At 63.1% G+C, this 21,497-nt stretch carries 23 protein-coding genes and 2 pseudogenes; 9 read left to right on the top strand and 16 right to left on the bottom strand.

What is annotated here, in order from left to right; all coding sequences use genetic code 11:
- Positions 1–151 precede the first annotated feature (151 nt).
- The 4 genes from APH33_RS04270 to cysK form a co-directional block, all read right to left on the bottom strand.
- On the bottom strand, positions 152–1,033 hold the full coding sequence (locus APH33_RS04270) for a DMT family transporter (protein WP_054883958.1): 882 nt from the start codon (positions 1,031–1,033) through the stop codon (positions 152–154).
- A 115-nt stretch (positions 1,034–1,148) separates the two neighbouring features.
- Positions 1,149–1,310 carry a hypothetical protein gene (locus APH33_RS27140; RefSeq protein WP_155737893.1) on the bottom strand — a complete coding sequence of 54 codons (162 nt, stop codon included), beginning with the start codon at positions 1,308–1,310 and terminating at the stop codon, positions 1,149–1,151.
- A 161-nt stretch (positions 1,311–1,471) separates the two neighbouring features.
- On the bottom strand, positions 1,472–2,407 hold the full coding sequence (locus tag APH33_RS04275; RefSeq protein WP_054883959.1) for an aspartyl/asparaginyl beta-hydroxylase domain-containing protein: 936 nt from the start codon (positions 2,405–2,407) through the stop codon (positions 1,472–1,474).
- Between the two features lie 172 nt (positions 2,408–2,579).
- Entirely contained in the window at positions 2,580–3,554 is a 975-nt protein-coding gene (gene cysK / locus APH33_RS04280) for a cysteine synthase A (RefSeq protein WP_054883960.1), read from the bottom strand.
- 133 nt (positions 3,555–3,687) lie between these two features.
- Between cysK and APH33_RS04285 the strand changes: the two genes are divergently transcribed.
- The 3 genes from APH33_RS04285 (at position 3,688) to APH33_RS04295 (ending at position 6,910) form a co-directional block, all read left to right on the top strand.
- Positions 3,688–4,761, top strand: a complete 1,074-nt coding sequence (locus tag APH33_RS04285; protein ID WP_054883961.1) for a DUF748 domain-containing protein — start codon at positions 3,688–3,690, stop codon at positions 4,759–4,761.
- A 111-nt stretch (positions 4,762–4,872) separates the two neighbouring features.
- Positions 4,873–5,718 carry a MoxR family ATPase gene (locus tag APH33_RS04290; protein WP_054883962.1) on the top strand — a complete coding sequence of 282 codons (846 nt, stop codon included), beginning with the start codon at positions 4,873–4,875 and terminating at the stop codon, positions 5,716–5,718.
- Between the two features lie 13 nt (positions 5,719–5,731).
- Positions 5,732–6,910, top strand: coding sequence for a VWA domain-containing protein (locus APH33_RS04295; protein ID WP_054883963.1), 1,179 nt, complete (start codon positions 5,732–5,734; stop codon positions 6,908–6,910).
- 535 nt (positions 6,911–7,445) lie between these two features.
- Here the strand turns inward: APH33_RS04295 and APH33_RS27615 are convergent.
- From APH33_RS27615 to APH33_RS04320, 5 genes and pseudogenes are all read right to left on the bottom strand, one after another.
- Positions 7,446–7,688 (bottom strand): annotated as a pseudogene (locus APH33_RS27615) (RHS repeat-associated core domain-containing protein); the annotation flags it as partial.
- Positions 7,689–7,863: 175 nt separating this feature from the next.
- The gene (locus APH33_RS04305; RefSeq protein WP_054883965.1) at positions 7,864–8,781 is read right to left on the bottom strand and encodes a biotin-dependent carboxyltransferase family protein; all 918 of its coding nucleotides are present in this window, start codon (positions 8,779–8,781) and stop codon (positions 7,864–7,866) included.
- Entirely contained in the window at positions 8,778–9,464 is a 687-nt protein-coding gene (pxpB, locus tag APH33_RS04310; protein ID WP_054883966.1) for a 5-oxoprolinase subunit PxpB, read from the bottom strand. The genes APH33_RS04305 and pxpB overlap by 4 nt, the downstream gene beginning before the upstream one ends.
- On the bottom strand, positions 9,464–10,240 hold the full coding sequence (locus APH33_RS04315) for a 5-oxoprolinase subunit PxpA (RefSeq protein ID WP_054883967.1): 777 nt from the start codon (positions 10,238–10,240) through the stop codon (positions 9,464–9,466). The genes pxpB and APH33_RS04315 overlap by 1 nt, the downstream gene beginning before the upstream one ends.
- A 9-nt stretch (positions 10,241–10,249) precedes the next feature.
- On the bottom strand, positions 10,250–11,536 hold the full coding sequence (locus tag APH33_RS04320; RefSeq protein ID WP_054883968.1) for an MFS transporter: 1,287 nt from the start codon (positions 11,534–11,536) through the stop codon (positions 10,250–10,252).
- A gap of 129 nt (positions 11,537–11,665) precedes the next feature.
- Here APH33_RS04320 and APH33_RS04325 point away from each other — a divergent pair, with 129 nt between their 5' ends.
- The gene (locus tag APH33_RS04325) at positions 11,666–12,592 is read left to right on the top strand and encodes a LysR family transcriptional regulator (RefSeq protein WP_054883969.1); all 927 of its coding nucleotides are present in this window, start codon (positions 11,666–11,668) and stop codon (positions 12,590–12,592) included.
- A gap of 50 nt (positions 12,593–12,642) precedes the next feature.
- Here the strand turns inward: APH33_RS04325 and APH33_RS04330 are convergent, their stop codons facing one another.
- From APH33_RS04330 to APH33_RS04340, 3 genes are read right to left on the bottom strand one after another with little or no spacing between them, the layout of a single operon-like run.
- Positions 12,643–13,164, bottom strand: coding sequence for a DUF2937 family protein (locus tag APH33_RS04330; RefSeq protein WP_054883970.1), 522 nt, complete (start codon positions 13,162–13,164; stop codon positions 12,643–12,645).
- Between the two features lie 9 nt (positions 13,165–13,173).
- Positions 13,174–13,947, bottom strand: coding sequence for a class II glutamine amidotransferase (locus APH33_RS04335; RefSeq protein ID WP_054883971.1), 774 nt, complete (start codon positions 13,945–13,947; stop codon positions 13,174–13,176).
- Positions 13,948–13,961: 14 nt separating this feature from the next.
- Complete coding sequence (locus APH33_RS04340; RefSeq protein ID WP_054883972.1) at positions 13,962–14,462, bottom strand: hypothetical protein; 501 nt, start codon at positions 14,460–14,462, stop codon at positions 13,962–13,964.
- Between the two features lie 91 nt (positions 14,463–14,553).
- Between APH33_RS04340 and APH33_RS04345 the strand changes: the two genes are divergently transcribed.
- Complete coding sequence (locus tag APH33_RS04345) at positions 14,554–16,596, top strand: S9 family peptidase (RefSeq protein WP_054883973.1); 2,043 nt, start codon at positions 14,554–14,556, stop codon at positions 16,594–16,596.
- 142 nt (positions 16,597–16,738) lie between these two features.
- On the opposite strand, the gene APH33_RS04350 is transcribed toward APH33_RS04345, so the two are convergent.
- On the bottom strand, positions 16,739–17,017 hold the full coding sequence (locus APH33_RS04350) for a hypothetical protein (RefSeq protein ID WP_054883974.1): 279 nt from the start codon (positions 17,015–17,017) through the stop codon (positions 16,739–16,741).
- A 132-nt stretch (positions 17,018–17,149) separates the two neighbouring features.
- Between APH33_RS04350 and APH33_RS04355 the strand changes: the two genes are divergently transcribed.
- The 3 genes from APH33_RS04355 to APH33_RS04365 all read left to right on the top strand — a co-directional run bounded on the left by APH33_RS04355 (position 17,150) and on the right by APH33_RS04365 (position 18,507).
- Positions 17,150–17,521 (top strand): YajD family HNH nuclease, encoded by a 372-nt coding sequence (locus APH33_RS04355; RefSeq protein ID WP_023381762.1) that lies wholly within the window; start codon positions 17,150–17,152, stop codon positions 17,519–17,521.
- A gap of 74 nt (positions 17,522–17,595) precedes the next feature.
- Positions 17,596–18,066, top strand: a complete 471-nt coding sequence (locus APH33_RS04360; protein ID WP_027918659.1) for an RNA methyltransferase — start codon at positions 17,596–17,598, stop codon at positions 18,064–18,066.
- Between the two features lie 102 nt (positions 18,067–18,168).
- Positions 18,169–18,507, top strand: a complete 339-nt coding sequence (locus APH33_RS04365; RefSeq protein ID WP_054883975.1) for a DUF2892 domain-containing protein — start codon at positions 18,169–18,171, stop codon at positions 18,505–18,507.
- Positions 18,508–18,601: 94 nt separating this feature from the next.
- Here the strand turns inward: APH33_RS04365 and APH33_RS04370 are convergent.
- The 3 genes and pseudogenes from APH33_RS04370 to APH33_RS04380 form a co-directional block, all read right to left on the bottom strand.
- Positions 18,602–18,784: pseudogene (locus APH33_RS04370) on the bottom strand (IS110 family transposase); the annotation flags it as partial.
- 236 nt (positions 18,785–19,020) lie between these two features.
- Positions 19,021–20,229, bottom strand: a complete 1,209-nt coding sequence (locus APH33_RS04375) for a hypothetical protein (RefSeq protein WP_054883977.1) — start codon at positions 20,227–20,229, stop codon at positions 19,021–19,023.
- 42 nt (positions 20,230–20,271) lie between these two features.
- Positions 20,272–20,721 (bottom strand): YcgN family cysteine cluster protein, encoded by a 450-nt coding sequence (locus APH33_RS04380; RefSeq protein WP_054883978.1) that lies wholly within the window; start codon positions 20,719–20,721, stop codon positions 20,272–20,274.
- Positions 20,722–20,866: 145 nt separating this feature from the next.
- Between APH33_RS04380 and APH33_RS04385 the strand changes: the two genes are divergently transcribed.
- Entirely contained in the window at positions 20,867–21,460 is a 594-nt protein-coding gene (locus APH33_RS04385; protein WP_054883979.1) for a nitroreductase family protein, read from the top strand.
- The last annotated feature ends 37 nt before the right edge of the window (positions 21,461–21,497 follow it).

Here is a 21,497-nt window from a genome sequence, read left to right on the forward strand (position 1 = left end):
GCCGGCCGTGCGGATGCTGGCCGTTGAAGTGCCACCAACGCGAGCCCTCGACACCCTGCTCTATTACCTGCTGACCCAGCGCGAAGCTGGCACCCTGGACTTCGAGGAAGGCGTGTTGCGCCACGCCATCCCCGAAGAGTTCCGCTAGGCCTTACGCCTCGGCCAGCCGCGCCGCCGGCTTGCGGAACACGAACAGCAGGCCGACCACGATCAACCCCATGCCCAGCAGGCTCATGGGCGCCAGGCGGTTGCCGAAGATCAGCAAGTCCATCACCGCGGTCACGGCCGGCACTAGGTAGAACAGGCTGGTGACGTTGACCAGGTTACCCTTGGCGATCAGCCGATACAGCAGCAAGGTGGCCAGCAGCGACACCACCAGCCCCATCCACAGCAGCGCGCCGATAAAACCACCGGTCCAGTCGACCTGCATCGGTTGCAGCGGCGCGAACACCGCACACAGGGCGAAACCGGCGAGGTACTGCAACGGCAGTGTGCCCATCGGGTTGTCGGTGATGCGCTTCTGCAGGATCGAACCAAAGGTCATGCTGGCCAGTGCCAACAGGGCGAACAGCATGCCGAGCAGCGATACCCCGCCGAGGTTGATGCCCTGGTAGACCACCATGACCAGACCAGCAAGCCCCAGGCTCAGGCCGAACAGGCGACTCCAGGAGCGCTGGCGCTCCATCAGTACCACGGTGAGGATCGGTTGCACCCCCATCACCGTGGCCATCACGCCAGGGGTGACGTGGGTGTTGAGCGCCAGCAGGTAGAAGATCTGGTAGGCGCCGAGCAGCACGCAGCCGGTGCCCAAGGCACGCAGGATCGACCCCCGTGTTCGTGGCCAGCGCAGGCCAAGCAACGGGCCGATCAGCAGCAGGCCGGTCAAGGCCAGCGCCGAGCGCAGCAACAGGAAGGCGAAGGGGCTGGCATGGGCCAGGCCGAGTTTGGAAACGATCGCGCCACTGCTCCAGAGCAGGACGAACAGGCTGGTGGTGGCCGCCGAGGCCACGGATGCTTTGTTGAAGACAGACATGTATTGCCACCTGATAAGGCAAAGTAAGCCAGACGGCGGGCGTGAACTTCAGCGAGGGAAGGTGCCGACCGTGTTCAGTAGGTTGCGGGTGCGAAGGGGAGCGGCCAGAAGCCGATCAGCCCAGTACGACCACGCAAGGAGGCGGAGCTACGCCGCCTACGACGCCACTGACAGGTGGTGGGTAGTGACTGATCATGACCGGCTGCTGGCTGCCACGCACGACCATGCCCGCGACTGGCGCGATGGCAAAGCATGTGGTGGAAGGGATGGCTGGCATGATCGGGTCTTCGGGGAAGAGAAGTGTTTCGGAATATAGCGGTGAATTCAGGCTTGGGCAATAGCCTGTTCCGGCCTCTTCGCGGGCATGCCCCCACAGTATCTGGAACCTGCACAGTACTTGTGGGAGCGGGCATGCCCGCGAAGAGGCCGGCCCTGTAATCAGAACAACCAGCGGTACAGGAAATAAGCCACCACCACCGCCAGCACCGGCCGCAGGATGCGGTAGGCCTTGGGGTTGGCGCGCTTGAACTGCTTCATGCGGCTGCTGATCTTGTTGCTGAAACGCTTGCTCCAGGCATAGGCCTGGTTGATCCCGCCGACACGCTCGTCATCGGTGTTCTGCGGTGCGGTGGCGCGGCCGAGGAAGGCACTGACCTTGCGGTTGATGCGGGTCATCAGCGGGCTGCTCAGCGGGCGCTCGATGTCGCAGAACAGGATCACCCGGGTCACGTCGGTTTCGTTCTTGACCCAGTGCACATACGTCTCGTCGAACATCACGTCTTCGCCGTCACGCCAGGCGTATTGCTCACCATCGACGTAGATGCGGCAGGCGTCGGAGTTGGGGGTCGACAGGCCCAGGTGGTAGCGCAGGGAGCCGGCAAAGGGGTCGCGATGCGGGTTCAGGTGGCTGCCACCGGGCAGCAGGGCGAACATCGCCCCCTTGACGTTGGGAATGCTACTGACCAGCTCGACGGTTTTCGGGCACAGGGCTTCGGCAGACGGCAGCGGCTTGTCGTACCACTTCAGGTAGAAGCGCTTCCAGCCCTTCTTGAAGAACGAACCGAAGCCGGCGTCGTTGTCCTTCTCGGCGGCACGGATATACCCCTCGTCGAACAGGCGCATGGCCTCTTCGCGGATCACCTGCCAGTTGTCCTTGAGCACGTCCAGTTCAGGGAAGCGCTGGCGGTCCAGGTAGGGCTTGGACGGCACCCCGGAAAAAAGGTACATCAAGCTGTTATAAGGTGCGAACAGCGCCGAATGGTTGACGAACTGGCGCAGTACTGGCAGGCGCGCCTTGCCGCGCAGGTGCACGTACAGCACGCTGCCGAAGAACACCAGCAGCACACCTGCCTTGGCGAGGAAGGAAAAGGTCATGCAACACTCCTTGGAGTGGGAGCAGGCCAGCGCTGCCAGCTCCCAGAAAAATCATCCGGCCATCATAAACCCATCCCGCCCAGGTAAAAACAACCTGGGCGGGATCTCACTCATGAAGATTTTGCAATGAACCAGGCCGCCGAATGTTGCGCCGGATCAGCGGCAGGGCCGATTACTGCTGGTTTTCCTGCTCGCTGAACAGGTCGCTGAACAGCATGCTGGACAGGTAGCGCTCGCCCGAGTCGGGCAGGATTACGACGATGGTCTTACCTTGCATCTCCGGTTTTTCGGCCAGACGCACCGCGGCTGCCATCGCCGCGCCACAGGAAATACCGCAGAGAATGCCTTCTTCCTGCATCAGGCGAATGGCCATGGCCTTGGACTCTTCATCGGTCACGGTCTCGACCTGGTCGACAATCGACAGGTCGAGGTTTTTCGGCACGAAACCGGCGCCGATGCCTTGGATCTTGTGCGGGCTGGGCTTGAGCTCTTCACCGGCCAGAGTCTGGCTGATCAGCGGCGAAGCCACCGGTTCGACCGCCACCGACAGGATCGACTTGCCCTGGGTGTGCTTGATGTAGCGCGACACGCCGGTAATGGTGCCGCCGGTACCCACGCCGGCAACCAGCACGTCGACAGCGCCGTCGGTGTCGTTCCAGATCTCCGGCCCGGTGGTCTTTTCGTGGATCGCCGGGTTGGCCGGGTTGTCGAACTGGCCCGGCAGGAAGTAACGGGCAGGGTCGGACGCCACGATTTCGTTGGCCTTCTCGATGGCGCCCTTCATGCCCTTGGCCGGCTCGGTCAGCACCAGCTCTGCACCCAGCGCCTTGAGCACCTTGCGGCGTTCCAGGCTCATCGAGGCTGGCATGGTCAGGATCAGCTTGTAGCCACGGGCGGCGGCGACGAACGCCAGGCCGATACCGGTGTTGCCCGAAGTCGGCTCGACGATGGTCATGCCCGGCTTGAGTTTGCCGCTGCTCTCGGCGTCCCAGACCATGTTCGCGCCGATCCGGCACTTGACCGAGTAGCCCGGGTTGCGCCCTTCGATCTTGGCCAGGATCGTCACCCCGCGCGGGGCGATGCGGTTGATCTGTACCAGCGGCGTATTGCCGATGGAATGGGCGTTGTCTGCGTAGATACGGCTCATGGCAGGGTCCTTGACATGAAAAGAGCAGGGAAAGACTTCAAGGGTAAGCCTGCCCCGGCACCCCGTAAAGCCCGTTCGAACCAAGCCAGGCGCGACGTGGTCAACCGCTCGACCGGCTTTGGAGAACCCTGCGATGAAAGCTCGCTATCGCTGGCCGTTTATCGGCCTGGCCAGCTTGGTCGTGCTATTGGTGGCACTGCATGTTGCCCTGCCCTATCTGGTGCGCGACTACCTCAACGACAAACTGGCCGACATGGGCGAATACCGTGGCCAGGTCACGGATGTCGACCTGGCCTGGTGGCGCGGGGCCTATCAGATCAACGGCCTGAAAATCGTCAAGACCAGCGGCAAGGTGCCGGTTCCGTTCCTGGAGGCACCGTTGATCGACCTGTCGGTGAGCTGGCATTCGCTGATCTACGACAAAGCCGTGGTGGCCAAGGTGGCGTTCGCCCGCCCCGTGCTCAACTTCGTCGATGGCGGCAGCAAACAGGCCTCGCAGACGGGCCAGGGCACCGATTGGCGCCAGCAGCTGGACAAGCTGCTGCCGATCACCCTGAACGAGGTGCACATCGAAAACGGCACCTTGACCTTTCGCAATTTCAACTCCAAGCCACGGGTCGACCTGAAAGCCACGCAGCTGAACGCCGATATCCGCAACCTGACCAATGTGCGCGACGAAAAAGGCCGACGCGATGCCAGTTTCGACGGGACTGCGCTGATAGCCGGAGACGCCAGGGTAGAAAGCCGCGCCACCTTCGACCCGTTCAGCGACTTCGATGATTTCGAATTCCGGCTGCGTGCCACCGGCATCGAATTGCGCCGCCTGAATGACTTCGCCAGCGCCTATGGCAAGTTCGATTTCAATGCCGGGCACGGGGATGTCGTGATCGAGGCCCAGGCCGAGAATGGCAGGCTCAATGGCTACATCAAGCCGCTGCTGCGCGATGTCGATGTATTCGACTGGCAGCAGGACGTGGAGGAAAAGGACAAAGGGTTTTTCCGCTCGGTCTGGGAAGCGGTGGTAGGTGCCACCGAGACCGTGCTGAAGAACCAGCCGAAAAATCAGTTCGCCACCCGCGTCGAGCTCAGCGGCAGTGTGCACCAGCAGAACATCAGTGGTTTCGAGGCGTTCTTGCAGATACTGCGCAACGGCTTCATCGAGGCGTTCAATGCACGCTATGAACAGCCAGCGCCCAAGTCTGACTGAAGGTTCGTGACGAGCCATTCAGAGACTGAATACCGGGTCTGCGTTTCCACCTGCCTGGGCCCGCGTTATAGTCGTTGGCAAACGATAGGCACCCTGCAGAGGACAGACCCCATGAAGTTCGAAGGCACCCGCGACTACGTCGCCACAGACGACCTGAAACTGGCGGTGAACGCGGCCATCACCCTCGAACGCCCGCTGCTGGTCAAGGGCGAGCCCGGCACCGGCAAGACCATGCTCGCCGAGCAACTCGCGGCCTCGTTCGGCGCACGCCTGATCACCTGGCACATCAAGTCCACCACCAAGGCCCACCAAGGCCTCTACGAGTACGACGCGGTCAGTCGCCTGCGCGACTCGCAGCTGGGTGTGGACAAGGTCCACGACGTGCGCAACTACCTGAAGAAAGGCAAGCTGTGGGAGGCCTTCGAGGCCGACGAGCGGGTAATCCTGCTGATCGACGAGATCGACAAGGCCGACATCGAGTTCCCCAACGACCTGCTGCAGGAACTCGACAAGATGGAGTTCTACGTCTACGAAATCGACGAGACCATCAAGGCCAAGCAGCGCCCGATCATCATCATCACCTCCAACAACGAAAAGGAGCTGCCCGACGCCTTCCTGCGCCGCTGCTTCTTCCACTACATCGCCTTCCCAGACCGCAGCACCCTGCAGCAGATCGTCGACGTGCACTACCCGAACATCAGCCAGTCGCTGGTCAGCGAGGCGCTGGACGTGTTCTTCGACGTGCGCAAGGTGCCGGGCTTGAAGAAAAAGCCCTCCACTTCCGAACTGGTCGACTGGCTCAAGCTGCTGATGGCCGACAACATCGGCGAAGCCGTGCTGCGCGAACGCGACCCGACCAAGGCCATCCCGCCGCTGGCCGGTGCCCTGGTGAAAAACGAGCAGGACGTGCAACTGCTCGAGCGCCTGGCCTTCATGAGCCGGCGCGGCAACCGCTGACAGGAGCCGGGCCATGCTGCTCAACCTGTTCAATGAAATGCGTGCAGCCAAGGTGCCGGTTTCGGTGCGCGAACTGCTCGACCTGCACCACGCCCTGCAAAAAGGCGTGGTGTTCGCCGACATGGACGCCTTCTACTACCTGGCCCGGGCCATCCTGGTAAAGGACGAACGCCACTTCGACAAGTTCGACCGCGCGTTCGCCGCTTACTTCAAAGGCCTGGAAAACCTCGACCGGCACATCGAGGCGCTGATCCCCGATGAATGGCTGCGCAAGGAATTCGAGCGCTCGCTGACCGACGAGGAACGTGCACAGATCCAGTCCCTGGGCGGCCTGGACAAGCTGATCGAGGAGTTCAAGAAGCGCCTCGAAGAGCAGAAGGAACGCCACGCCGGTGGCAACAAGTGGATCGGCACCGGTGGCACCAGCCCGTTCGGCTCGGGCGGGTTCAACCCCGAAGGCATCCGCGTCGGCGAGGCAGGCAAGCGCCAGGGCAAGGCCGTCAAGGTCTGGGACCAGCGCGAGTACAAGAACCTCGACGACCAGGTCGAACTGGGCACGCGCAACATCAAGCTGGCCCTGCGCCGCCTGCGCAAGTTCGCCCGCGAAGGCGCCGCCGAAGAACTCGACATCGACGGCACCATCGACCATACCGCGCGTGACGCCGGGTTGCTGAACATCCAGATGCGCCCGGAACGGCGCAACACGGTGAAACTGCTGTTGCTGTTCGACATCGGCGGTTCGATGGACGCGCATATCAAGGTCTGCGAAGAACTGTTCTCGGCCTGCAAGACCGAGTTCAAGCACCTGGAGTACTACTACTTCCACAACTTCGTGTACGAGTCGGTATGGAAGAACAACCTGCGCCGCACATCCGAGCGCTTCTCCACCTTCGACCTGCTGCACAAGTACGGCGACGACTACAAAGTGGTGTTCGTCGGTGATGCGGCCATGGCGCCGTACGAGATCACCCAACCGGGGGGCAGCGTCGAGCACTGGAACGAAGAAGCCGGGTATGTGTGGATGCAGCGCTTCATGGAGAAATTCAAGAAGATCATCTGGATCAACCCGTATCCGAAACAGGCCTGGGACTACACCGCATCGACCCACCTGGTGCGGGATCTGATCGAGGACAAGATGTATCCGCTGACCTTGCAGGGGTTGGAGGACGGGATGCGCTATTTGTCGAAATGAAACAGGCAAGCCTGTTGAACAACAGCAGGCTTGCTCATTAGTCAGCCAAACGCAGTGCGCTTATAACCTCAGAAAGCCAGGTAAACTCGGGATCCCCGCTATCGATAACTTCTTTTCCTTGAAGTGCGCCCAAGCGCCTCTCGGCAATTACTCGAAATCTCTCCACTCCAATTTCCATAGCACGTTTAGTTTCCTGATACTCCGGAATGCGCGACATCTGCTGATGAATTTCCATCCTGCGCCGGTAAAAAACTATATTATCCGCAATAAAGTCTGCATCTGACTTTAATAGCCCAACACTTGGCAACTTAGCAGACGAGGATGTTGAAGCCAAAAACGCATTGCGGGTAACCCTCTGAAGACCATCCAATGCTAAGGGTTCGCCACTCTTCAAAAAAGAGCCCATCTGTTTATTATCCATTTCATCAAGCTTCATCAGATACTTTTGCTTCAGATTCGTACCATATAGCTCCCTGCGATGCACATCGACAAACGTATTAGATCTGTACTTATAATGTGCAGATTTAAACATTCTACCCGAGGGATCGCTACGGTTCACGGGATCGCCACCACAATAGGAGTAACTATTGATACCGCCTCTCTCAAATGGACTCAGGCTATCCGGTGATTTAAATCGCTTGAGCGTTGGACTATAGGCCCGCACTCCATTTCCCAGCATATAAGCGCCTATCAGCTCACACCAACGCTCAGCATTGAATGCAAGCAACAGTCGACCCACTTGGGTACGACGATAGCCAAAAGGGCAATATGCCAAACTCACATCATCTACCGTTCTCATCCGCACTCACCGGTGAAGTAACCGCCAATTTTCATGATGAGAAAGTAGAGGCAGCCCCACAACTGACAAAATTACCAGTTTCAAGTCGCTACCTGTCCTGGGAAATTGCTTACACCTTCCTTTAGCGGGCAACGCCGCGAAGCGGCTGCCAGGTTTAACACCAACGTTTCAGATATGCCTGCTGCTCCCGCCACGCCTCCCCCTGCACCACCGCCCTAAACCGCACCACCGCCCCCGGTATGCACTGCGCCAACTGCGCCAACGCCAACGGCGTCAACGCCCCCAGCCGCGGATAACCGCCAATGGTCTGCCGGTCGTTGAGCAACACGATCGGCTGCCCGTCCGGCGGCACCTGCACCGCACCCAGCGGAATCCCTTCGGAAATCATTGGCGCGCCCTGATAGATCAGCTCTGGCCCCAGCAAACGGATACCCATGCGGTCGGCGCGACTGTCCAGCGTCCAGTCACGGTTGAACGCCTCGAACAGGCTGGTCCCGCTGAAATCACCGATCTGTGCGCCCATCACCAGGTCGAGCACGGGCTTGGCCACATAGCTCGGGCGCATGTCGACCGGGACTTCGCGCAAGGCCGGCGAACCACCGGCAAAAGAGAGCACTTGCCCTTTCCCCAGCGCTGCCCCTCGCCCATCGATCCCCCCCAGTTCCTCGCGCACGACCGTGGCACAGCTACCCAGCACATCCTCACCGACAAACCCGCCCGGAGCTGCCAGATACGCCCGCACACCTTGCTTTGGCTGCTTCAGGGTCAAGCGCTGCCCCTTAGCCAGAACGAAGCTGCGCCACGGTAGCAGCGGCTGATCATCCACCTGTGCATCCAGGTCAGCCCCGGCCAGCGCCAGCACACAATCCTGCTCGGCCACCAGCGCAAAGCCACCCAGCGCCACCTCGACCACCGGCGCCCCCAGCGGGTTGCCCAGCAGCCAGTTGGCCCAGTGCATCGCCACCCAGTCCAGCGCCCCGCCCTGGGTCACGCCCAGGTGACGCACGCCAAAACGCCCGGCATCCTGCATCTGGCACAGGGCAGTACTGGCTTCGATCTTCAACTGCTTCATCCTTGCGCCTCCACATCGCCGCCCAAGGCCAGGAACTCTTCACGCGACACAGCCACGAAGCGCACCCGGTCGCCCGGTTGCAGCAGGCTATAACCCTCGCGTTCGCGATCGAAAAGGCGCACCGGTGTGCGCCCGATCAGGTTCCAGCCGCCGGGCGATATCGCGGGGTAAGCCGCCGTCTGGCGTTCGGCAATGCCCACGCTGCCCGCCGCCACGCGCTTGCGCGGGGTGCTCAGCCGCGGGCTGGCCAGACGTTCGTCGACCAGCCCCATGAAGCCGAAGCCGGGGGCGAAGCCAAGGGCGAATACTGGGTACTCGCGTTCGCTGTGCAGGCGGATCACCTCGGCTTCGCTCAGCCCGCTGCGCGCTGCCAGTACGGGCAGCTCCGGGCCGACGCTGGCGTCGTACCACACCGGGATTTCATGGCGCCGGCCAGCGCTGCCGGTGTCCGGCTGCAAGCCCTCCAGCGCCTGGGTGATCAACGCCCGCGCCTCACCCGGTGGCAGATCGAACTGCACCATCAGCGTGGTGTAGGACGGCACCAGATCGACCAAGTGCTCGCCGAACGCCGCGCTCAGGCGCTGGCTGGCGGCAAGCATCCACGGCATGTTGGCTTCGTCGATACGGTCGAACAGGCGCACCATCAGGCTGTCGATGGCCACGACTTCGATACGCAGCTTCATCACGCCCCCAGCGCATCGAGGGCCTGGCGAATCTGCCGCACGGCCGCCACCGAGCTGGCGTTGTCGCCATGCACGCAGAGGGTGCTTGCGGCCAACTGCAACGCACTGCCATCATCCGCCACCAGGGTTTCACCGCGGGCCAGGCGCAGGGCCTGCTCGACCACCAGCGCCGGGTCATGGTGCACCGCGCCCGGCAGACGCCGTGAGACCAGGTGACCGCTGGCGGTGTAGGCGCGGTCGGCGAAAGCTTCGAACCACAGCGGTACGCCAATTTCATCGCCCAGGGCCTGGGCCCCGCGGTTGTCGGCAGTGGCCATGAGCATCAGCGGCAGGCCGCTGCCATAGGCCGCCACGGCTTCCAGCACGGTGCGCAGCTTGAGCGGGTCGGCCATCATGTCGTTGTACAACGCGCCGTGGGGCTTCACATAGGCCACGCGGCCGCCGAGCACCTTGCAGATGCCGTCCAGGGCACCGATCTGATAATGCAGCAGGTCGCGGATTTCTTCCGGGCTGCAGGCCATGGAGCGGCGGCCAAAGCCGACCAGGTCCGGATAGGCCGGGTGAGCGCCGATGGTCACGCCGTGCTCCAGCGCCATGGCCACGGTGCGGCGCATGATGCCCGGGTCGCCGGCGTGGTAGCCGCAGGCGATGTTGGCGCAGTCGATATAGGGCATCACCTCGGCATCCAGGCCAATGTGCCAGCTGCCGTAACTTTCGCCCATGTCGCAATTGAGTAGCAGGGGTTTCACCTGACGTGCTCCCGTGTCGATGTTCATAGGCCTACCTTAGCGCGCCTGGAGTTGTTTGCCGCGGGTTTCCGGCAGGCTCAGCGCCGCCACGATCACCACGCCATAAGACACCGCAGAGAACACGCCGATACCCAGGCCCAAAGGGATCTTTTCGCCGAGCAAGCCGATCAGCAGCGGGAACAGCGCAGCGATGATCTTGCCGACGTTGTAGCAGAAGCCCTGCCCCGAACCACGTACCCGAGTCGGGAACAGCTCTGTAAGAAACGCGCCCATGCCACTGAAGATGCCCGAGGCAAAGAAGCCCAATGGGAACCCGAGCCACAGCATCACGCTGTCACTGACCGGCATCTGCGTATACAGCAGCACGATGATGAACGAGCCCACCGCGAACAGGATGAAGTTCTTCTTGCGCCCCAGCAGGTCGGACAGGTAGGCGCTGACCACATAACCGATGTAGGACCCGACGATCACCATCGCCAGGTAGCCGCCCGTGCCCAGCACGCTCAGGCCTCGCTCGTTCTTGAGGAACGTCGGCAGCCACGAGGTGATGGCGTAGTAGCCACCCAACGCGCCGGTGGTCAGCAGTGAGGCGCGCACGGTGGTCCAGAGCATGCCGGGGGCGAAGATCTCGTAGAAATGCGAGGGCGCCTCGGCCTTCTCCTCGTCCTTGGCCTGACGATAGACCTCCGGGTCCTTTACCAGGCGACGGACGAAGATCACGAAGATCGCTGGCACCAGCCCCAGCAGGAACAGCGCACGCCAGGCCTGCTCGGCCGGCAGCCAGGAGAATAGCAGCGCATACAGGACCGCCGTCAGCCCCCAGCCCAGGGCCCAGCCCGACTGCACCATGCCCACTGCCTTGCCACGGTCCTGGGCCCGGATCACCTCGCCGATCAGCACGGCGCCGGCGGTCCACTCGCCACCGAAACCGAAGCCCATCAAGGTGCGGGCGATCAGCAACTGGTCGTAGTTCTGGGCAAAGCCGCAGAGGAAGGTGAAAAAGGCGAACCACAGCACCGTCAATTGCAAGGTGCGCACCCGGCCGATGCGGTCGGAGAGGATGCCAGCGACCCAGCCACCGATGGCCGAGGCAATCAGCGTGCTGGTGTGGATCAGACCGGCTTCGGCAGTGCTGATGCCCCACAGCATGATCAGGGTCGGGATGACGAAACTGAGCATCTGGGTGTCCATGCCGTCCAGGCCATAGCCGATCTTGCAGCTCCAGAATGTACGCCGTTGCTGGGGGTCGATATCGCGGTACCAGGCGAACGGCCCGGTCGAAGGGGGGGATTGCACCTGCTGCTGCACGCCGCTTGGGTTCATGCTTGCCTCGGCTTGTTGGTATTGTTTTACGGGCGACGTCGGGCGTCGCGGCCTGGGCCTCATGTTCAGAGGCCGTGCGGCCTGAGTCCAACGAGAAAAACCGCCGGTCTGGAACAAGAAAAACTGATCATGAACCTTCGCTTCCTCGAAACCTTCGTCTGGGTCGCTCGGCTCAAGAGCTTCCGCCTGACCGCGGAGAAGCTGTTCACCACCCAGGCTTCGGTCTCCAGCCGCATCGCCGCGCTGGAGGCCGACCTTGGCGTGAAGCTGCTGCTGCGTGACTCCCGTGGTGTCAGCCTGACACCGGAAGGCAGCAAAGTGCTGGAGTACGCCGAGCGCATGCTCGACACGGCCAAGGCGATGAAGCAGTCGCTGGACAGCGATCGGGCGAAGGTCGGGCACATTCGCATCGGGGTGATGGACACGGTGATCCACACCTGGATGAGCGCGCTGGTAGCGGAATTGACCGAGCGCTACCCGCAGGTGGAGATCGAACTGGTCGCAGACACCGCGCTGAACCTGCGTGAGCAGTTGCAGAAGGGCTTTCTCGACGTGATCGTGCAGACCGACCTGCTGCGCGAGCAATCGATCCGTAGCCAGGACCTGGCGCGCTACCCGATGGGTTGGGTGGTGGCGGCAGGCTCCGTGTACCACCGCGATTTCGCCTCGCTGGCCGAGCTGGGGCGCGAGCGGATTGTCACCTTCTCGAAGAACTCGCGGCCGCACCAGGAAGTGCTCAGCCTGCTGCAGGGTGCCGGGGCCGAAGCGCCGCGGTTGAACTGCGTGAACTCGGTGGCGGCTATTACCCGGTTGTTGCGTGATGGTTTCGGGATTGGCGCCTTGCCACCGGCCTTGGTGGATGCTGAGCTGAGCCGGGGTGAGCTGGTGCTGCTGGAAGGCCTGCAGCCACCGCCGAGCCTGGAACTGGTGGTGGCCTGGCAGACCGGGGTGGCGTTGGTGGATGAGGTGGTCGGCGTGTGCCGGCAGGTGCTGGAGCGGTATGCGCGGGATGTGGGTGGGCAGCGGATTGTGTTGGTTTCTCAGGGTTCGCCTTGAGCGTTGTAGCGCCTGGGAGATCGAGCGCCGCAAAACTCAAGGCGAAAACATCAGCGCCAGCTCTCTTTCACCGCCTTGCGCCGCCCACCCAGGATCACCCAGCCAATACCCAGCAACAGGCTCTCGACCACGAAGGCCAGCACAAACCCGGCCCCGACGCCCCAGCCGATCGCTTCGGGCACCAGCAGAATCTGGTAGCTGTAGCCCTTGAGCGTCTCTTCACGCAGCTGCGGCTCCGGCTGCACCAGCACATGCCAGGTGCGGCTCACCCACGAGCCTTGCAGCGCCTGCCACTCGTCTTCCAGCAACTGGTTGCGGATCAGCAGGCTTTCGATGCTGTTGGCATCACTGAGGAACACCGGGTCGTCACTGGTCCGGTAATGCCGCAACAGCGCCTGCAGATCACCGTTGAAGAAGCGCTCGGCAGTCTGCCTGAAGCCATCCAGCGCCTGGCGTGACTCGAACAGATGCGCCTCGGCCCGCTGGCTGTAGTCCTTGACCAGCCCGGGCACCTGGATACCGGCCAGCAGGCCGAAGGTGAACAACAGCAACCGCAGGTAACTTCTGAACATGCAGCGTCCTTAGCTCTGGCCTTGCGAAACGCACTCGCCGTGCCGCCACAGCCCCCATTGGCCGGGCTCGTAGCGCCGCCAGGTCTCGTTCTCGGTCAAGGCCTCGGTGGCGATCACCGTGACTACGTCATTGGGCGTGGTTTCGGTGTGAAAATCGACGATCAGGTCGACATCCTTCAAGCGGGCGGCGCCAAAAGGCGCACGCCGGGTAATGTGTACCAGCTTGGTCGAACAGAAACAGAACAACCAGTCGCCGTCGCTGAGCAAGCAGTTGAACACGCCCTTGCCACGGTACTCGGCACAGGCTTCGACCAGCACCGGCAGCAGCTGTTCCACCTCGACCGGCTCGGGGAACGCCGCACGAATGCGGTTGAGCAAATCGCAGAAGGCCGCCTCGCTGTCCGTGTCGCCCACCGGGCGATAGAAGGTCGCTTCGCCCCTGAAGTCGCCCAGTTGGCCATTGTGCGCGAAGCACCAGTTGCGGCCCCACATTTCACGCACGAACGGGTGCGTGTTGGACAGGCACACCCGGCCGACGTTGGCCTGGCGGATATGGCCGATCACCACTTCGCTCTTGATCGGGTAGCGCTGCACCAGGTTGGCCACCTCCGATTCACTGCTCGCGGCCGGGTCCTGGAACAGGCGCAGGCCGCGCCCTTCGTAGAAGCCGATGCCCCAGCCATCACGGTGCGGGCCGGTACGCCCGCCGCGCTGCATGAGCCCGGTGAAGCTGAAGACGATGTCGGTCGGGACGTTGGCACTCATGCCCAAAAGTTCGCACATGATGGTGGCTCCGCTTACAGGCGTGGCTCGACCCGGCCGCGGCCGCCGCCCGGCACGGCAGGTGGCGGGGCATCGCGGTAGCGATCATTGCGCTCGGCGGCCATGGGCGCCGCCGCGATGACCGCATTGTCCTCGGCCGCACGGCGCTGGGCGGCGGCTTCGGTCTGCGCGCGGCGCTCGCGGGCGCGTTTTTCCAGCGGCCAGCGGATCAGCACGAAGACAATGTACAAGGCAAAAGCGATCATGCCGTACATGGCGAAATCGGAAATCGCCCGCCAGGCGTTGTTGCCGACCTTGAACGCAAGGTCCAGGGCGGTGATGGCAATTGCCGGGGCGAAGCTGTCCTTGACCGGGTCGACGATGGTCGGGGTCAGCAGCAGCACCGCCAGGATCACCCGCAGCGGTTCACGCAGCCAGCGCCACATCCAGCCGGTGAGTTTGAAGCCCACCAGCAGGCAACCCAGGGCGGCGACAGCGTAGAGGCCCCAGGCGAAGGTGTAGTCGTTCTCGATCATGGTGTTCGTGCAAGCCAGGCAAAGAGATGCCTATGATAAACACTTTTCAGGGCGCAGACAGCGTCTCCCTGTCCCGGCCAAGAGATCCCCGATGCCAACCAAACCTCAGCCCCCCATTGCCCGCCAGGACCAGGCCACTGATCCCTACGCCTGGCTGCAACAGCGCGACACCCAGGAAGTGCTCGATTACCTGCAGGCGGAAAACGCCTATCAGGAAGCCTGCCTGGCCGACCAGGCAGCGTTGCGCGAGCAGTTGTTCGAAGAGATCAAGGGCCGCATTCTCGAAACCGACCTGTCGCTGCCCTCGCCCTGGGGCCCCTACCTCTACTACACCCGCACCACCGCAGGCGACGAGTACCCGCGCCACTACCGCTGCCCACGCCCGGCGGACGACTCCAACACGGTCGATGAAAGCCAGGAACAACTGCTGCTCGACCCCAATGCCCTGGCCAACGGCGGCTTCCTGTCGCTGGGCGCGTTCAGCGTCAGCCCGGACCACCGCCGACTGGCCTACAGCCTCGACACCAGCGGCGATGAAATCTACACGCTGTACGTCAAGGACCTGAGCAGCGGTCACCTGACCGCCCTGCCCTTCGCCGACTGTGACGGCAGCATGACCTGGGCCAACGACAGCCAGACGCTGTTCTTCGCCGAGCTGGACGATACCCATCGGCCCTGGCGCCTGCGCCGCCATACCCTCGGCGAAGCGGGTGCGAGCACGGTCTTCGAAGAGGCCGACGGTCGGTTCTTCCTGCACTGCTACCGCACCAGCTCCGAGCGCCAGCTGGTGCTGCTGCTCAACAGCAAGACCACCAGCGAGGCCTGGGTGCTCGACGCCGAAACGCCACACGCGCCGTTCACCTGCCTGGCGCCACGGGTCGAGGGCCACGAGTACTTCCCCGACCACGGCCAACTCGACGGCCAATGGCGCTGGTTCATCCGCACCAACCAGGACGGCATCAACTTCGCACTCTGCCATGCACCGGCCACCCCGGTGCCCAGCCGCGACCAGTGGCAGGTACTGGTGGCGCACCGCGACGACATCATGCTCGAAGGCCTGAGCCTGAATGCCGAGGCACTGACCCTGAGCCTGCGCGAAGGCGGCCTGCCGATCATCGAAGTGCGCCCGCAGGGGCTGGCCCCTTACCGGGTGGAGTTGCCCGATGCGGCCTACAGCCTGTACGTGCAGGACAGCCTGGAGTTCGCCAGCCGCCGCGTACGCCTGCGCTACGAAGCGCTCAACCGCCCGGCCCAGGTGCGCCAGCTGGAGTTGGCCACGGGCGCCCAGCAGGTGCTCAAGCAGACCCCGGTGCTCGGCCAGTTCGACGCCGACGACTACGTCAGCCAGCGCCTGTGGGCCACGGCGCCGGACGGCACCCAGGTACCGATCAGCCTGGTGCGCCGCCGCGAAGACCTGGGCAAGACCGTGCCGCTCTACCTGTATGGCTATGGCGCCTACGGCGAAAGCCTCGACCCGTGGTTCTCCCACGCCCGCCTGAGCCTGCTGCAACGCGGCGTGGCCTTCGCCATCGCCCACGTGCGCGGCGGCGGCGAGCTGGGAGAAGCCTGGTACCGCGCCGGCAAGCAGGCCCACAAGCACAACACCTTCAGCGACTTCATCGCCTGTGCCGAACACTTGATCGCCGAGGGTGTGACCGCCCCGCAGCGCTTGGCGATCAGCGGCGGCAGCGCCGGCGGCCTGCTGATCGGCGCCGTGCTCAACCTGCGCCCAGAGCTGTTCCGCTGCGCCATCGCCGAGGTACCGTTCGTCGACGTGCTCAACACCATGCTCGACCCCGAACTGCCGCTGACCGTCACCGAGTACGACGAATGGGGCAACCCCGAGGAGCCCGAGGTGTATGCGCGCATCAAGGCCTATGCGCCCTATGAGAATGTCCGCGCCCAGGCCTACCCGGCCATGCTGGTGGTGGCCGGCTACAACGACAGCCGCGTGCAGTACTGGGAGGCGGCCAAGTGGGTGGCGCGCTTGCGCACGCGCAAGACCGACGACAACCTGCTGCTGCTCAAGACCGAGATGGGCGCCGGGCATGGCGGGATGAGCGGGCGGTACCAGGGGCTGCGCGATGTGGCGCTGGAATATGCGTTCGTGTTTGGCGAGTTGGGTATTGCTTGAGATTGCCGGGGGCGCTTTGCGCCCCTTTCGCGACACAAGGCCGCTCCTACAGGAGATCGCGTTCTCTTTGTAGGAGCGGCCTTGTGTCGCGAAAGGGCTGCAAAGCAGCCCCAGGATCGCACAGCGAACGCATTCCCATCAGTCAATCATCCTGCGCCGGCGGTTTCGCCGGTTCCTGGTGCAACCCAGGCAAGTCCTGGTCCTTGGGCGGCCCTGGCACCGGCATCGGCGGCAGCAGCGGCGCGCCTGGCTTGCTGTCGTAGGCCTTGGGCGGGATGCTCGGGGTGATCTGCGGGTAAGGCGTGGGCGTTGGCGTGCCCGGCGCTCCGGGTACCGGGGTGTTCAGCCGTGGGGGCGTGCCTGCCGCTTCAGCCCGGGGCATGGCGGCCATCAGCAGCGCGGCGAGGATCGCATGAAACATCAGCAACCTCCTGTCGGGAACCTCTCTACAGGCTACGCCGATATTCGAGTTTTCGCCTGTCCGCCTGCCCTGCAAGCGCGCTAGACTCAATGGCATAACCGTCATCTGCCTGATCAGAACAAAGGAAACACCATGAGTTCGGCTTCCACCTCCGCCGCCACCGCCCGCCTCGATCGCATCCTCGCCGACGCCAAGCGCGACAAGGAGATGGGCTACCGCGACAAAGCCCTGAAAATGTACCCGCACGTGTGCGGCCGCTGCGCCCGCGAATTTTCCGGCAAGCGCCTGAGCGAGCTGACCGTGCACCACCGCGACCACAATCACGACAACAACCCGCAGGACGGCTCCAACTGGGAGCTGCTGTGCCTGTACTGCCACGACAACGAGCACTCGCGCTATACCGACCAGCAGTACTTCAGCGAAGGCTCGACCAGCACCCCAAGCATCGCCAAGGCCACCCACAACCCGTTCGCCGGGCTGGCAGGCATGCTGAAAAAAGACTGACCGTCACACCAACCCCCGCTGCTGCCGGCAAGCCCGTATAATCGCGCTCTTTTTTTCGCGAAAGGCCCCGGCACGTGGCAAACAAACGGTACAGCTGCATCGGCCTGTTCAACCCAAAGTCCGCGGAGAACGTCGGTTCGGTGATGCGTGCAGCGGGTTGCTACGGCGTCAACTCGGTGTTCTACACTGGCAAGCGCTATGAGCGCGCGCGTGACTTCGTCACCGACACCAAGCGGGTGCACTATGACATCCCGCTGATCGGCATCGACGACCTGCAACGCATCATCCCCTTGGGTTGCACGCCGGTAGCGGTGGAGCTGGTGGACGGCGCACGGCCGCTACCTGAATACACCCACCCTGATCGGGCGATCTATATCTTCGGGCCTGAGGATGGCTCGTTGAGCGAAGCCGTGCGGGGCTGGTGTGAAGAGACCATCTACATCCCCACCGAAGGCTGCATGAACCTCGCCGCGACGGTGAATGTGGTGCTGTATGACCGCATGGCCAAAGGGCTCAATACCCGCTCAGGCCCCAAGTTCAAATAGCCGACTGCGTGTGCACGCTTGCGCGAGCCCGCTGGGCAAACCAAATGAACGGTCGTTCACGGCTGCTGGTCAGCTGTTAACACTTCACACGGAGGGTTTGCCATGCTCGATATTCATTCCAGGGCTACACGGGAACACAATGTCCAGGGGCTGGAACGCGCCGGCTCACTGGCAGGCGGCGCCTTGATGTTCACCAAGGGCATGCGCCACGGGGGCCTGATCGGGTTGCTGCAGATGGTGGCGGGCGGCCTGGCGGTAGCCCGGGGAGTCAGCGGCCATTGCGCGACCAAGGCCTGGTGGCAACGGCACCGCCAGGAATATCACCGCCTGCGTTCGGATATCGAGCGCAGTGCCGCCCAGCTGAAGGAACTCAAGACCAGTGCCGAGGCGGCTACCCAGGGGGTGACAGTGACCGGCAAGGACCCTTTGACGGGCAGCTGAGTCTTGTGACGCCTGCACCGGCGGCCCCTTCGCGACGGTTCGATGCGCCCGCTCCCACAAGTACAACGCTGCCGTGAGATCTCGCACTCTGTCAGTGGGAGACATTGGTCGCCTCAACAGCAATTGCAGTATTGAGGGGCTGCTGTTTCAGCCAGCGTTTGATTTCGGGTTTGGAGTTTTTCAGTCTGATAATTTCATCGCGATCATCGTGGTGGATAACCAGCTCAGCTTTTGCGACATCCGCACCCACAATCAACTTTCCTACCTGCATTGCCATGGGCGGCTCCTCACGTTATGGTTTTTCGGCTTGAAGGGGTTTCACCAAGAGGCGCTGGCTTGCTTCTATCGTCGCTTGCAAACGATGCATTCTTTATCGGCGCTTTGGTGGAAGGGGTGGGGCGATGTCTCCCACGGTCTGTACTGCTGCGAACAGTCAGAATCGGGCATTTAGTCCCACCACCCCTTCAAGTCTAACCATACAAGCGGGCATGCCCGCGAAGAGGCCGCAACAGGCTAGCGCAGTGCCTTGCTTTGCAGCACCTCGGAGCGGCGCCCAAGCACATTCTCGCTGATCTGCACGAATTCTTCGGTGCTCACACTGGGCAGGCGCATCAGTGCGCGGGTGACATCGTCCAGCGACCGCTTGGCCTGGGTATGGATACGGATTTCCTTGTCCAGTGCCTGCAGCAGCATCACCCCCCGGGCAACCTGAGCCGGGCTGGCGTGCTCGGCACGCAGTTGGGAGACCTGGCCGCCCAGTTTCTGCAAACGTGCCTGCCCTACCTCATAACGGTCATCGCTGATGCCGCCGGCACGGCGCAGCAGCTCGGTGGCGTAGTATTCGGTCAGGCCCTGGCCCAGCCAGTCGCTGTTGTCACGTACACGAATCTGCGCAAACAGCTGCACCAGTTCGCGCAACAACAGGCTGCTGCCATTCTCACTGACCATTGGCCGACTGCTGTGCAAGTAGATCGAACCCTGCGCCGCCGTCGCTCCGCGCCACATGCCATCACGGGCACCCACCAGGAGCAGCTTGGCCGGGTTGCGCGGGAACACGGCCTGCAATTGCGGCCAGACGAAGGTCATCAGGGTCAGGCTGTCCATCCGTCGCATACCCTGCCCGACCGGCGCGGCAACGGTGACGTCGGTTTCGCCGAGGCGGGCGCGGCGGCTGCCAAGGTTCCCCGCAAGCATCCAGCCGGTCGGGCGGTCGAACAGTCGGGACACGTTGTCGATCCGGAACTTGTCCTTGCCGATGCGTGGCCAGGGCGTCTCGATGCTGTTCCAGCCTTCAGGCAAGTCGACCGTCAGGCGTGCCACCAGCTCGGTACCGTCCTGCTGATCGAGGTGCGCAGGCGGCACCAACTGGTCGCCGAGGAACAGCGCCCAATGCGGGGTGATGCGGGAGGAGTAGGCACCGCTGCGCAGCTTCTGGTCCAGTTTTACCCGGTAGCTGAGGCTGGTCTTGCCGTTCGCCGGGTGCCAAACGCCACGCTCGCCCTGCTGCTGCCACTGGCCATCGGCCTGGAAACCACTGTAGGCACCGGCCGTGCCCAGGTCGAAATCCAGGCTGCGCACGGCGCTGCCTTCGGCCAGGGTCAGGCGCACTTCGGCCTGGCCATTGGCAGGCAGCAGGCGTACCTGGTAATCGAGGTCGACCTTTTTTGCCCAGGCCGGCGAGCAGGCCACAAGCCCGAGGAGCAGCAACAACAGGCAACGCATACCGAAACTCCTTGTTCCTCAGAGGCGACGCGGGTGGCGCGTTCAGCTGGCGCGGAAAATCAGATGGTCTTCCCAGTCGTCTTCGTCGACATCATGTTCACTGAGCATACGCCCCGATTGCGATATGCGCTGTTCATGCACCTGTTTGCGGTCGCCGCACACCAGGTGATGCCAGTCGGGCAAGTCCTTGCCCTCGCTGACCAGGCGATACCCACAGGTGCTCGGCAGCCATTTGAACTGGTCGGCCTTGCCAGGGGTGAGCTGGATGCAATCGGGCACATGGGCGAAGCGATTGGGGTAGTCGCTGCACTGGCAAGTATCGAGGTCGAGCAGCTTGCAGGCGATGCGCGTGTAGTAGACGCTGTTGTCGTCTTCGTCCTCGAGCTTTTGCAGGCAGCACAGGCCGCAGCCGTCACACAGCGACTCCCACTCTTGCGGGCTGAGTTGTTCGAGGGTCTTGCGCCGCCAGAACGGCGCGCTGTCAGCGATCATCACAAGGGTTTCCTGCAGTCTTGTTCGGGCCGCGGGGCGCGGCGGCGCCAGTCTAGAGCCTGGCCTTCGGCAACGCCAGACCGCTTGTCAGTGCCAGGCGGACGCAGTAGCGTGCATGCTTTGCCATCCACTTGCAGGAGCCGCCATGAGCGCCACCCCCCGCATTGCCGATTACGCCATCAACGAGCAGTTCATCAACCGCTGGTCGCCGCGTGCCTTCACCGCCGAACCGATCAGCGAAGAGACCCTGTTGAGTTTCCTCGAAGCGGCACGCTGGGCGCCGTCGGCCTACAACTCGCAACCGTGGCGCTTCCTTTATGCGCGCCGCGACACGCCGAGCTGGGAGCGTTACCTGAACCTGCTGGTCCCGTTCAACCGCAGCTGGGCGCAGCAGGCTTCGGCGCTGGTGCTGATCATCTCCAAGACCACCTTCGCGGCGCCAGGCGCCAGCGAAGAAAAGCCGGCGCTGTGGCACACCTTCGATACCGGTTCGGCCTGGGGCCACCTTGCGTTGCAGGCCAGCATCAGCGGCTGGCACACCCACGGCATGGCCGGCTTCGACCAGGCACTGGCGCGCCAGGAGCTGAAGATTCCGGAAGGTTACCAACTGCATGCCATGGTGGCGATCGGCAAGCTGGGCGACAAGGCCAGCCTGGATGAAGCGCTGCAGGCGCGTGAAGTGCCGAGCCCGCGTCGGCCGCTGAGCGAGCTGGCGGCTGAGGGTGATTTCAGCCTGTAAGGCTTGTATCGCCTGTTCCGGGCTCTTCGCGGGCATG

The organism is Pseudomonas sp. NBRC 111130, from assembly GCF_001320485.1.
In the GTDB taxonomy this organism is placed as follows: Bacteria; Pseudomonadota; Gammaproteobacteria; order Pseudomonadales; family Pseudomonadaceae; genus Aquipseudomonas; species Aquipseudomonas vlassakiae.